The sequence below is a fragment of the Chlorobium phaeovibrioides genome, from assembly GCF_003968655.1.
In the GTDB taxonomy this organism is placed as follows: domain Bacteria; phylum Bacteroidota; class Chlorobiia; order Chlorobiales; family Chlorobiaceae; genus Chlorobium; species Chlorobium phaeovibrioides.
This window is the reverse complement of the sequence record NZ_RXYK01000005.1, coordinates 20,805-32,503: the sequence shown is the minus strand read 5'-3', so window position 1 is coordinate 32,503 and position 11,699 is coordinate 20,805. Positions and strand designations below refer to the sequence as shown.

Sequence of the window (11,699 nt, the reverse complement as noted above, 5' to 3'; positions counted from 1 at the left end):
GCATGGCGAGAATTGCAGTCTTTTCGAAATACTTCGGCTACAATGTTGGAGGTGCCGAGCGCAGCATGCTTGCCTTGATGCGTGCTCTTGAAGCGGAAGGCCATGAGATTGTGGCCTATGTAAACCGCACCCCGAAGCACTACGGTGCCGGAGAGAGGCGCTTCGAGTTGCCCGGGAGCTGGGTTGTCAGGGAGTTTTCCCTGCCGGTCGACTGGACGCGCTTCAGGTTTGTGGAGTACCTTCTCTGCCGTGTTGCCCTGCAGGGCATCATGCGCGGTATGCAGGATGTTGATCAGCTGTATTCCTATGGGACACTGGCTCCGGGAGTCCTTCGGGGTTTTCCACGGAAAAGGGTGTACCTTGTCCGCGATGAGTACGGTCTGGGGTGGAACAGGAACTACTATAAAGGATTCCGGGCCCTCGTGCAGCGCCTCTATTTCCTGGTTGAGGTTCCGTTCCGTATGGTATGGATGAGGGACCTGCGGAAAGTCGCCAGTTCATCTGAACTGATAGCAAACTCGTGCTTTATCGCAGCCGGTCTTGAGCAGCTTGCGCCCGCCTCCAGCATCAGAATCATTCCGCCGCAGATCGATGCAGCGCAGCTTACTGATGAATATGAGCGAGCCCCATTGATTCCTCCCGGCCGCCGGGGCGTTGTCGCCGTAGGCGACAATATCCTCAAGGGGGGAGATATTGTCCGCAGAGTTGCACGGCTTATGCCCGAGCGGCGGTTCTACCTTTTTGACCGCAAGTATACTGTACCTGTTGTTGATGGCAACATGACCTTCATGCCCTGGCAGTCTCAGGCTGGTGTGTTGTATCGCTACGCTGATATGGTCATGGTGGCTTCCCGCGTGAACGAGGCATTTCCAAGGGTTGTTGTTGAGGCACAAGCGCTCGGCATTCCCGTTGTGGCCTCACATAGAGGGGGCCTTCCGGAGGCTATAGCCGACCCCTCGATGCTGGTAGAGGCTATCGAAGACCCGGAGGAGTGGGTAAAGAAGATTCGGGAGAACATCAACATAATCGGAGGCAGGGTGGAACGGTCTGAACGCAATGCATAGTACCTTTCAGCGTATCCGTGGTATGCTGCGCATCCTCATGAGCTTTTTTCATGATGTCCGGCTGTTTGTCATTGATTCTCTTCGGGTTCGTGCAACAGCAAAAGATTTTGCCGCGTACAGGGCCATGTCGCATTATCCCGGTTACCTGAAAAGCGGCGCGGCGATTGAGGCAGTGAGGCCGCTGGCCCGGAAGTACTGCCGGGGCAAGGGTGTAGATGTCGGTGCAAGCCGCTGGCCGCTTGAAGGGGCACGGGCCATCGATGACGGCCCTGATGAAAACGCATATCGCATCCATGAAGCGGATGGATGTCTTGATTTCCTGTTTTCCTCCCATACACTTGAGCATCTCGACCGTCCGTGGGATGCCCTTGGGGAGTGGACCAGAGTGCTCCGCCCCGGCGGAATTCTGATGCTCTACCTTCCCCATCCCGCCTGCGAGATGTGGACAACAGAAAACCTGCCGTTCCACAAATGGAATCCCGATCCGCTCACCGTTGAGGATGAGCTTAAAAACCGCTTCGGGTATACTATTCTCGCTATAACCTATTTGCCGGACGCCTTTTTTTCGTTCGTAGTGGTTGCAGAGAAAAAGCAGGCACTACCGTGATTCTCGAATTGCTCAACTCCTTCCTTGACCGTCCCGGCAACATCGGTACCCGGACGGCCAGAGTCCTCCGGGCGATTGACCCGGAGAGAGACGGCGAGGTTTACTGCATCGCCAGAGGAGGGCAGGTGGTTGACCGGGAGGGGATCAGGATTGTTGGTATGGGACCACTTGGCCATCTGCCCCGCATTCTCAACGCCATACGGATTTTTCTATTTCCCGCTTTCAACCACCGGGCACTGGATATCAGCCTCTTCAGCACCTTCTGCCGGGTTGCCCTGCTGCCTGTCAAAGGGAGGCGGATCAGGCTTGCCCATGTGTGGGATGTCGCTCCGAACCTTATCCGCAACCTCAAAGCTCGGGGTATTCCCGTGGTCCTGGATGTTCCCATTGCTCCTACAGCCTATGCGGAAAGGCTTTTTCTGGAAGGCAGGTGCCCTCATTGTCTACCCAATCCCGCTCAGGCGGCTGTGGAGCAGGAGGCCTATGCGTTGGCAGATCGGCTTTTGGTTCCATCTGATTTTGTTGCTGATGAACTTGAGCGGCTCGGGGTTAATCGGCAAAAGATGCGGGTTGTACATTTCGGGGTAGATGTTTCCTCTTTGCGTCCTTCTCCGAAACCCGGCATGAAGGAGCGGGATGGACTGGCCACCGGTATCAACTGGGTGATGCTTGGCAATGTCAACTACCGTAAAGGGGTTGGTGAACTCCTTGAAGTATGGCGCGATCCCGTTTTCGCTGAAGATACCCTCCACCTCTGCGGCCGGGTAAACCCGGAAGTCAGCGCCCTCTTGAAAAGGGCGGGACAGAATGTCCTCACGCCGGGGTTTGTCAACCCTGCCGACTACCTGAACCGGTGCCATGTGTTCGTTATGCCCTCATGGATGGAGGGTTCTTCGAAGGCAGTTTTTGAGGCAATGGCTATGGGGTTGCCTGCAATTGTTTCAAGTAGCACCGGATCGGTGGTGCGTGAGGGCATTGACGGCTATAGTATTGAAGCGGGAGACAGCGCCACATTGAAGGAGCGGATGCTCAGTTTCAAGAGGAGCCCTGCAACCATAGCCGAAATGGGAGAAAACGCACGGGAACATATGAAATCATATTCATGGCAACGGTATGCCGATACCGTTATTGCGGTATATGATGAATTCAGATAGGCGCTCATGAACATCAAATCGTATGTCATCAGCCTTGAACGGGCCAGCGAGAGACGGCGTCAGGCACTTGTTGAGCAGGAACGCCTTGGACTGCCATTTCAGTCCATAGCGGCAATTGATGGGGCGAAGTCACCGTCTGATTTTGTTCTTGAAGGCTATAGCGAAGAGCAGGGACGAAAACTGCGGAACATATACGGGAAGCGAGGTCTCAGTCGCAATGAACAGGCGTGCGCCCTCTCACACTTGAAGGTCTACAGGCAGATCATTGAAGACGGGGTTGATGTTGCCGTGGTTTCTGAAGATGATGCCGTGTTTCTGTGCAAGCAGGATGCTTTGTTGCAGGCCATTCGTTCATTGCCGGATGGCTGGGATGTCTTCTATCTTTACCATCGAGGAGATATAGAGAGAGCTGACAATAACCTGGTATCATTCCGTTCAGTTCCGGGTAGTGCGGTCTCCTATGTTGTGACCAATGCAGCCGCCCGCAAGCTGGTTGATCTTGCCAGTCCTCTCAGGCTGGCTGCCGATGCGCTGCTCGGCAGGGCTGTTTTTATCGGTTTGCTGGAGGGTTATGGGGCGTTTCCCCTTCTTGCTTCCCATCAGGATGCTGGTATGAGCCTGTTGAGCGGCAGGGTCTCTTCAAGCCGAACGGTTTCAATTAAGGGGTGGTTGCTTTCACGCAGCATGCTGACCCGCAAGCTTTCATTCCTGTTTACCAAGAGCAACTCCTACTTCTGTAGGCTCTGGTAGTTCGTTCAAGGTTTGGTGATAAGTAGCTCAACCTTGAGGAATTCTGTCAGTAACTGGTTTATGGCAGTTTTCATCGCACTTCCTTTGGCACTCGAGCCAACATAGCGGGCCAACAGAGGATCGTTGATGCATTCAAAGCTGACCCTGAACCCGTTTCTGCTGAACACGGCTTTTGTTTCGGCCTGTTTCCTGTAAAAGGTTTTCCCGATGCTGTAGCGGTAATAGGCTTCAGTTTTCTCAGCCGGGGACCGGAGCCCCGGCCAGCGGGGTTCCCTGCCTGCAAGCACAAAAAGCGCAATCAGCTGATGGCGCAGTATGTTTTTTGGCAGCCAGTGGATGAACGGCATTTTCAAGTGGGCTTCTACCAGGTGTTTTCGGGCAGGATAGGTATGAAAGCCGATGCCTTCAGGCTTGGTGATTCTGAAAAGCTCAGCTGCCACCGCATCAAGGTTTTCCACATGCTCCAAAACCTGGCTCGAAAAGGTGATATGGAAATAGTTGGAAGGAAATTCCGTTTTCCCTTCCTGTGTAAGCAACTGCAGTACGGATGGATTGTGCCCTTTTGATTGAAACAGGGCGGACGCATTGTCAATCGGGCCTTGGTCAACATCTACTCCGAATGCGTTATATCCTTCATCCTGTAGCCATAGAACGCTTCTTCCCCTTCCGCATCCCCAGTCCAGAATGTTGATATCTTCTTTACTGAGTCCGCTGTTCAGGCGGAATGTTTCTATGTATTGCAGAATCCGTCTGGCCGGCTTGAAGCCGGCAAACTCTTCTTCAGTAAGGGGATTGTTTTTGGACATGCTGGGGAGCGTTTGGCTAAAGGAGCAAGGATTATGAATTATAAACGAAAGATACAAGAAATACGGTTCATGACGAGGGTGTATCCCTTTTTGAAATCTACCGCTCTCCTATGTGCTCGCAGCATGGCCCCACTTTTGGCTTTACGACAAAAGAGCCATTTCAGCCCGCAGGCCATCTATGTTCTACTCCAAAAGCCTCTCGGACTGGGAGATCTTCTCATGCTCTCCCCGTTTCTCTTGGAACTCTCCGCCCGCTCCCATGCACTTCCCGTCTTCATCGTGACTGAATACCCTGAGTTCTTCACCATTCCCAATGCACAGTGGATTGGTCCTGAAGAGTTGACGGCCGGGCGATGCGAACATGCATTGGTCCTCTCCCCGACACTATCATGGAAGCATGCCCGGTATTTGTTGCATGCAGGATGGGTCTTGGGGTATTTCCTCTCCGACCATCTTATGTGCAACTTCACCCGGAGCACGGTTCGCTATAATGCACGGCAGAGCCATTATTTTGATAGGACATTTCCGATTTCCTCCATACTTGATGCCCTATGGGCTTCGCCTTCAGCCGGCCCCGAATATCCGGTAATCATGCAAGAGCCGTTCAGGGCAGTTGAACTTCCTGAAACCTATTGCTGTATTGCCCCATATTCCAACTGGCCTGAACGCCAGTATCCCAAAGACTCATGGGCTCAGGTGATAAAAGCTCTCCAGAAGTATTTTCCTGTTGTGCTCATAGGGGGAAGAGCTCCTGCTGAACTGGCTATGGCGGAAGAACTTGCTCAAGGTGGAGCAGTTAACCTTGTGGGAAGAACCACCATTGCCGAGGTAGCAGGTATCATTGCACAATCAAGGATTTTTCTCGGCAACGATGCCGGACTTTCCCATATTGCTGTCCTTTCCGCCCCAGCTTCTGTTGTCATTTTCGGATGCGTGGGAGGAAAGCAGCGGATACCGCTTGATTCAGAACTGGCGGCACATATCAGGGTGCTCGGTGGCGGTTCTTCCTGCAGCAGTTTCCCCTGTTACAATGGTTTCAGCCGTCCGGTATGCAATAACCATGAACAGTATCAGTGCCTTGGCAGCATCAGCCCGGAAGCAGTTGTTGATGAGGCCCTTTCGCTGATTGAGGAGTGTGGCTGAGCATGTGCGGGATTGCAGGTTTTTTTGATCCAGCAGGCTTCAACGCCGATGAAGCTGCAGCCACTGCCAACAGGATGGCGAACGCAATCAGGCACAGAGGCCCCGATGATTCTGGAGTGTGGGTTGATGCGGAAGCCGGCATTGCATTGGCGCATCGTCGTCTTTCCGTTCTTGACCTCTCCCCCTCAGGCCATCAGCCCATGCACTCCCGTTCGGGTCGCTATGCGATTACCTATAATGGAGAGATATACAACCACCATGACCTCAAAAAAGAGCTTGAGAGAGCCTCTTCCTCTGCAATGCAGTGGGCCGGCCATTCAGATACTGAAGTGCTTCTTGCCTGTGTGGAGAGGTGGGGTATTGAAGATACACTGAAGAGGTTGACGGGCATGTTCGCTTTCGCCCTCTGGGACCGAGCTTCCCGCACCCTTACACTCGCCCGCGACCGGATGGGTGAAAAGCCCCTCTACTACGGCTTGCAGAATGGCATCGTTCTCTTTGGTTCCGAACTCAAGGCCTTGAAACCACACCCGGCATTTCAGGGTGTGATTGATTCTGGCGCTGTTGCCATGCAGTTGCGGTACTCCTCTATCCCTGCCCCCCATTCCATCTACCGCCGGGTGTGGAAACTGATGCCCGGCACCCGCCTCAGTCTCCATGGCGTTGGCACAGGAGCAACGGAACTTCCAGAGCCTATTCCATACTGGTCGCTCCGTGCTGTTATTGCCGAAGCAGCCGGCAACTCCTTTATTGTTGATGAAGTCGAAGCCGCCCTTCAGCTGGAGGGGTTGCTTACTGATGCGGTGGGTCGGCAGATGGAATCAGATGTTCCGCTTGGAGCCTTTCTTTCGGGCGGTATCGACTCTTCAACAATCGTGGCGCTGATGCAGGCGCAGGCCAGAGGGCCCGTTAAAACTTTTACGGTAGGATTCCAAGAGCAGGCATTCAATGAGGCTCACCATGCAAAGGATGTTGCCCGTCATCTTGGAACGGATCATACTGAACTTTTGGTCACAGCACAGGATGCTCTCGCTATCATTCCCGAGCTTCCGGAACTCTATGATGAACCGTTTTCAGATTCCTCACAAATTCCAACCGCTTTGATTGCCCGCCTCACCCGCCATCATGTGACGGTGGCGCTTTCTGGCGATGGTGCAGATGAGCTCTTTGGGGGGTATAACCGGTACCTTGCAGCCAGCTCCATCTTGTCGAAAACCGCCCGTATCCCTTTATCAATAAGGCGGAGAGTGGCAGACAAGGTCAACGCATTGCCCGATACCGCACTTGACTTTCTTGGTCGCCCTCTCGGTATGGCGGAAACGGCACTCAAAATGAGAAAGTTTGCCAATGTGCTTGCCGCCCGTGATGCCGATGAGTATTATCAACGACTCATAACAACAATACGGAACCCTTATCATCTCCTTAAGGCAAGAGGGGATACGCCTGCAAACCAGAACCCCTGCTTGGCGATTTCCGATTTTCTGCATGACCCCGAACTTCGAATGATGGCATGTGACGCACTGACATATCTCCCCAACGACATTCTCGTCAAGCTCGACAGGGCTTCCATGGGCGCAAGTCTTGAAACCAGGGCACCTTTCCTTGATCACCGAGTTGTAGAGTTTGCCTTGCACCTTCCGCTCTACATGAAAATCCGCAGGGGCCGGGGAAAGTTGCTGCTCCGTAAGGTGCTTGGCCGCTATGTTCCCGATGAGCTGATTGAACGACCTAAAACCGGATTTGCCGTACCCATCGGCAACTGGCTGAGCGGCCCCCTGAAAGAGTGGGCTGAGCATCTGCTTCGGGCCGGCCGTCTGAGGAACGAAGGGTTCTTTGACGCCGAGGCTGTTAGAGCCTTATGGCAGGAGCATGTTTCAGGCCGGCGAAGCCATCCTCACCAGCTTTGGGCAATAGTAATGTTTCAGGCATGGCTTGAAAGGGAGCAGAACACATGAAACCAAAAATTCTTATAGCGCTCAACACCGCGTGGAACCTCCATAACTTCCGTGCAGGGCTCATTCGTGGCCTTATTGAAGAAGGATTTGATGTTGTTGCAGTTGCCCCTTCCGACAACTATGGCAGCGGGCTCAATGATCTTGGGTGCCGTTATATCCCTCTCCCCATGGACAACCATGGTATGCATCCCGGCAGGGACTTTCGGCTGTTTATCGGCTATGTGCGGATTTTGCGGAAAGAACGCCCGGCAGTGTTCCTTGGCTATACCATAAAGCCCAATATATACGGCTCTCTGGCCGCCCACCTGCTCGGTATTCCTGTCATCAACAATATCTCCGGGCTCGGCAGGGCATTTTCAGAGTCTGGCTGGTTGAGCTTCCTTGCCGGCCGGCTGTATCGTCTCTCGCTCTCATTCTCCTCGAAAGTGTTTTTCCAGAACGAGGAAGACCGGGGAGAGTTCATTGCAAGGCGTCTTGTTAACCCTGATAAAACCGATCGCCTTCCGGGTTCGGGAATTGATCTCAAAAAATTTCAGTTTGAGGCGCAGTCGCCCTCACCCTCAGGCAACTTCCGTTTTCTTCTTCATGCCAGAATGCTCTGGGAAAAAGGGGTCGGCGTTTATGTTGACGCAGCAAGAATCCTCAAACGGAACTTTCCCGATGTTGAATGCAGCCTACTCGGTTTTCTTGATGGCAATGAGGCAGGAGCTATTTCCACTGATCAAATAGCACTCTGGGTTGACGAAGGAGTCGTTCGCTATCTCGGCCACTCGGATGATGTGCGCAGTGAGTTGCGCAACGCCGATTGCGTGGTGCTGCCCTCCTATTACAAAGAGGGTGTACCAAAGAGCCTTCTCGAAGCCGCAGCAATGGGTTGCCCCATCATTACCACCGATACGACAGGATGCCGGGAGGTGGTTGACGATGGACTGAACGGCTTTCTCTGCCGGCCACAGGACTCACAGCATCTTGCCGGCAGGATGATGGCTATGCTGGCGCTCTCACCTGACGACAGACGCGCTATGGGCACTGCAGGGCGACAGAAAGTTGAGATGGTGTTTGATGAAGACATTGTAATAAAGAAATATATAGAGTCTATACGCAGCATGGTCAAAAATATATATTGAGCCGCTGTTCATCAGCGGCATATTCCTGTGTTGCTGACGCAATTCCACCTTTCTGGTGTGTTTTTTGTGACCGTTCAGCCCGTTTTGTTTATATTTCAGTCACCTGCTCCCATGGGGGAGCGATAGAGCCCTTCTGGTTTTACTTATTTATTGTGACTGGAAGAGGCGAAGCCGTATAATTCTTTCTCTTTGCCTGCCATTCAACAATGCCCCTTTCCCTACTTCTTAATCCTACAGTACTTATTCCCTTTATCGCCACGGCAGCTGTTTCGCTGTTGCTGGTGCTGACGAAGTCATGGCATGGCCGGCACTCCCTTGATTCGTTTGATGGGGTGCAGAAGTTTCACCATGCCCCAACCCCGAGGATAGGCGGCGTTGCTCTCTTTGCAGGCCTTCTTGTGGCTTGGCGGCTTAGTTCCGGCCCTTCAGGAACTCTCCTTGCCCTCATGCTTCTTGCGGGATTGCCTGCATTCGCGGCGGGTCTGCTTGAAGACCTTACCAAAAAGGTTGGCGTGCGTGAGCGCCTGCTGGCCACCATACTCAGCGGTCTCTTTGCATGGTGGCTTACCGGCTATGCACTCAACAGGGTGGAGATTCTCGGCGTTGACCTGCTTCTTGCCTATCTGCCGGTTTCCATAGCCTTCACCGCATTCGCCGTGGGAGGAATCGCCAACTCCATCAATATCATCGACGGCTTCAACGGTCTTGCAGGCGGAACGCTTATCATCGGCTTTACGACCCTCGGAATGATCGCGTTCCGGGTAGGGGACCTTGAGCTGGTCTGGATCTGTTCACTGATGATTGCCGTTCTCGCGGGGTTCATGCTCCTCAACTTTCCGTTCGGCAAACTCTTCATGGGAGACGGGGGAGCCTACTTCATGGGGTTCCTGCTAGCATGGGTCGCTGTCATGCTTCCCATGCGCAACCTCTCGGTATCCAAATGGGCTTCCCTGGTGGCCTGCGGCTACCCGCTCATAGAGACTCTTTTCAGTATGGGCCGCCGATACCTGAACAACTCCGACCCCGGCCAGCCCGACAGCGACCACCTGCACAGCCTGATCAAGGTGAAGGTTGTCCGGCGCCTGTTCGGCAGCTTTCCGCCGGGTCTTCGCAATGCGATGGTGTCACCGTTCTGCTGGCTGTTCTCTTTGGCTTTGTCTGCGGCGGCAGTATCGTTTTACGCTGACAAGATGATGCTTGTCGGGTGTTTTATCGCGGGGTTCCTGCTTTACAGTGCTCTCTATTGGGTGTTGACGGGTACTCCTGATTCATGCATGAACTCTTCTGATGACTGATAGACAGAAAGACGGCCTCCTGAGGCTTTTTAGTCGGCTTTGGGTCCACATCAGCCAGCGGCGCAGGGTGCAGTTCGGACTGTTGTTCATCCTGATGATCGTGAGCTCGTTTGCTGAAATCATCAGCATCGGAGCGCTTTTGCCGTTCCTTGGCGTCTTGATGGATCCCGAGACCCTGTTCGCCCATTCGCGTATGCAGCCCATCATCGGGTTGTTCGGCTTCACCTCTCCGGGCCAGCTGCTGCTTCCGCTTACCATCGGGTTTGCCGGGGCGGTATTTATCTCCGGGGCTATCAGGCTACTTCTCCAATGGGTCAGGACACGGCTCTCACACGCAACAGGTGCCGATCTCAGCATCGATGTCTACCGGAAGACGCTCTACCAGCCCTATGCGATGCATGTGTCCCGCAACAGCAGCGAACTCATCAGCGGCATCACCTCGAAAACTAACTCCGTGACAGCTTCGATTGGCGATGTACTGACCATCCTGAGTTCGCTGTTTCTTCTTTCGGGCATCCTGCTCGCACTGTTTGTCATTGATCCTTTTGTTGCGTTTGTGGGCATCGGAGGGTTCGGCGCCATCTATGCCATCATCATCAAGGCAACGCGCAAGCGCCAGAGGGCGTATGGCGGAGTGATCGCCAAAGAACAGGTGCATGTGGTCAAGTCCCTGCAGGAGGGTCTTGGCGGGATACGGGATGTCCTCATTGATGGTACGCAGCCAATATACTGCGGCATCTACCGGAGAGCTGACGGGGCTTACCGGCAGGCCATTGCCAAGAGCGAGTTCATCAGCCAGAGCCCGCGCTTCGCCATCGAGGCGTTTGCAGTGATGCTGATCGCGGCTCTTGCCTATATCCTTGCCCATGATTCCGAGCACATCGCAAAGGCCATTCCAGTGCTCGGTGCGCTTGCTCTCGGGGCGCAACGCCTTTTACCGGTACTGCAGGCGCTCTATGCATCATGGTCCGGCATTCTGGCCCGTGAGGCATCTCTGCGGGACTCCCTTGACCTTCTTGAGCAGCCGATGCCGGCTCATGCCGACGAACCTGTTGCGGAGCCCATTGCGTTTGCTGATTCAATAACCCTCAGCAATCTCAGTTTCCGGTATGTGCCAGAAGCCCCTATGGTGCTGGATGGTGTTGATCTTACGATACCGAAGGGCAGCCGGGTAGGCTTTATCGGAGCCACCGGCAGCGGCAAAAGCACCCTGCTCGACATCATCATGGGTCTGCTCAAGCCAACAGGCGGAGAACTTCGTATCGATGGAGTGCCGGTCACGGACACGAACCACCGCGCATGGCAGGCTCATATAGCGCATGTCCCCCAGGCGATCTTTCTTGCGGATACCAGCATTGAAGAGAATATAGCTTTCGGCGTGCCGAAGAAAGAGATTGACCATGAACGGGTCAGGCGTGCAGCACAGCAGGCTCAGATTGCCGGCATCATAGAGTCCTGGCCGAAACAGTATCAGACCTTTGTCGGCGAACGGGGTGTCCGCCTCTCCGGCGGCCAGCGCCAGCGCATCGGCATCGCCCGGGCGCTCTACAAGCAGGCGGATGTCATCATCTTCGATGAAGCCACCAGTGCGCTCGACAACAAAACCGAAGAGGCCGTGATGCAGGCCATCGAAAACCTCCATGAAGACCTTACCGTGCTCATCATCGCCCACCGGCTTACAACCCTCAGGAACTGCGACAGGGTCGTTGAGCTTGAGCATGGAAGGGTCGGGCGGATGGGAAGTTACCGGGAGATAGTCGGGGCCGAAGGTGTTATGGGCGTCAGTGCGGCGGGTTGA

10 protein-coding genes are annotated in these 11,699 nt (G+C 54.1%); 9 read left to right on the top strand and 1 reads right to left on the bottom strand.

What is annotated here, in order from left to right; translation table 11 throughout:
- The first annotated feature begins 2 nt into the window (after positions 1-2).
- The 4 genes from EKD02_RS10210 to EKD02_RS04605 are packed head-to-tail and all read left to right on the top strand — an operon-like array spanning position 3 to position 3,575.
- Entirely contained in the window at positions 3-1,064 is a 1,062-nt protein-coding gene (locus EKD02_RS10210) for a glycosyltransferase family 4 protein (protein WP_126384042.1), read from the top strand.
- Entirely contained in the window at positions 1,057-1,671 is a 615-nt protein-coding gene (locus EKD02_RS04615) for a methyltransferase domain-containing protein (RefSeq protein ID WP_126384039.1), read from the top strand. Before EKD02_RS10210 ends, EKD02_RS04615 begins: the two co-directional genes overlap by 8 nt.
- Complete coding sequence (locus EKD02_RS04610) at positions 1,668-2,825, top strand: glycosyltransferase family 4 protein (RefSeq protein WP_126384036.1); 1,158 nt, start codon at positions 1,668-1,670, stop codon at positions 2,823-2,825. Before EKD02_RS04615 ends, EKD02_RS04610 begins: the two co-directional genes overlap by 4 nt.
- 6 nt (positions 2,826-2,831) lie before the next feature.
- On the top strand, positions 2,832-3,575 hold the full coding sequence (locus EKD02_RS04605) for a glycosyltransferase family 25 protein (protein ID WP_126384033.1): 744 nt from the start codon (positions 2,832-2,834) through the stop codon (positions 3,573-3,575).
- A 5-nt stretch (positions 3,576-3,580) separates the two neighbouring features.
- On the opposite strand, the gene EKD02_RS04600 is transcribed toward EKD02_RS04605, so the two are convergent.
- Complete coding sequence (locus tag EKD02_RS04600; RefSeq protein ID WP_126384030.1) at positions 3,581-4,381, bottom strand: class I SAM-dependent methyltransferase; 801 nt, start codon at positions 4,379-4,381, stop codon at positions 3,581-3,583.
- 123 nt (positions 4,382-4,504) lie between these two features.
- Between EKD02_RS04600 and EKD02_RS04595 the strand changes: the two genes are divergently transcribed.
- From EKD02_RS04595 to EKD02_RS04575, 5 genes are all read left to right on the top strand, one after another.
- The gene (locus EKD02_RS04595; protein WP_185805696.1) at positions 4,505-5,524 is read left to right on the top strand and encodes a glycosyltransferase family 9 protein; all 1,020 of its coding nucleotides are present in this window, start codon (positions 4,505-4,507) and stop codon (positions 5,522-5,524) included.
- 2 nt (positions 5,525-5,526) lie between these two features.
- Complete coding sequence (gene asnB / locus EKD02_RS04590; RefSeq protein ID WP_126384024.1) at positions 5,527-7,479, top strand: asparagine synthase (glutamine-hydrolyzing); 1,953 nt, start codon at positions 5,527-5,529, stop codon at positions 7,477-7,479.
- The gene (locus EKD02_RS04585) at positions 7,476-8,606 is read left to right on the top strand and encodes a glycosyltransferase family 4 protein (RefSeq protein WP_126384021.1); all 1,131 of its coding nucleotides are present in this window, start codon (positions 7,476-7,478) and stop codon (positions 8,604-8,606) included. The genes asnB and EKD02_RS04585 overlap by 4 nt, the downstream gene beginning before the upstream one ends.
- A 206-nt stretch (positions 8,607-8,812) precedes the next feature.
- On the top strand, positions 8,813-9,901 hold the full coding sequence (locus EKD02_RS04580; protein ID WP_126384018.1) for an MraY family glycosyltransferase: 1,089 nt from the start codon (positions 8,813-8,815) through the stop codon (positions 9,899-9,901).
- Positions 9,894-11,699 carry an ABC transporter ATP-binding protein gene (locus EKD02_RS04575; RefSeq protein WP_244924396.1) on the top strand — a complete coding sequence of 602 codons (1,806 nt, stop codon included), beginning with the start codon at positions 9,894-9,896 and terminating at the stop codon, positions 11,697-11,699. Before EKD02_RS04580 ends, EKD02_RS04575 begins: the two co-directional genes overlap by 8 nt.

What these genes read in the sequence shown, in the direction of transcription:
- EKD02_RS10210 (WP_126384042.1), top strand. Translation starts at nt 3, where the DNA reads ATGGCGAGAATTGCAGTCTTTTCGAAATACTTCGGCTACAATGTTGGA.
- EKD02_RS04615 (WP_126384039.1), top strand. Translation starts at nt 1,057, where the DNA reads ATGCATAGTACCTTTCAGCGTATCCGTGGTATGCTGCGCATCCTCATG.
- EKD02_RS04605 (WP_126384033.1), top strand. Translation starts at nt 2,832, where the DNA reads ATGAACATCAAATCGTATGTCATCAGCCTTGAACGGGCCAGCGAGAGA.
- EKD02_RS04600 (WP_126384030.1), bottom strand. Translation starts at nt 4,381, where the DNA reads ATGTCCAAAAACAATCCCCTTACTGAAGAAGAGTTTGCCGGCTTCAAG.
- EKD02_RS04595 (WP_185805696.1), top strand. Translation starts at nt 4,505, where the DNA reads ATGGCCCCACTTTTGGCTTTACGACAAAAGAGCCATTTCAGCCCGCAG.
- asnB (WP_126384024.1), top strand. Translation starts at nt 5,527, where the DNA reads ATGTGCGGGATTGCAGGTTTTTTTGATCCAGCAGGCTTCAACGCCGAT.
- EKD02_RS04585 (WP_126384021.1), top strand. Translation starts at nt 7,476, where the DNA reads ATGAAACCAAAAATTCTTATAGCGCTCAACACCGCGTGGAACCTCCAT.
- EKD02_RS04580 (WP_126384018.1), top strand. Translation starts at nt 8,813, where the DNA reads ATGCCCCTTTCCCTACTTCTTAATCCTACAGTACTTATTCCCTTTATC.
- EKD02_RS04575 (WP_244924396.1), top strand. Translation starts at nt 9,894, where the DNA reads ATGACTGATAGACAGAAAGACGGCCTCCTGAGGCTTTTTAGTCGGCTT.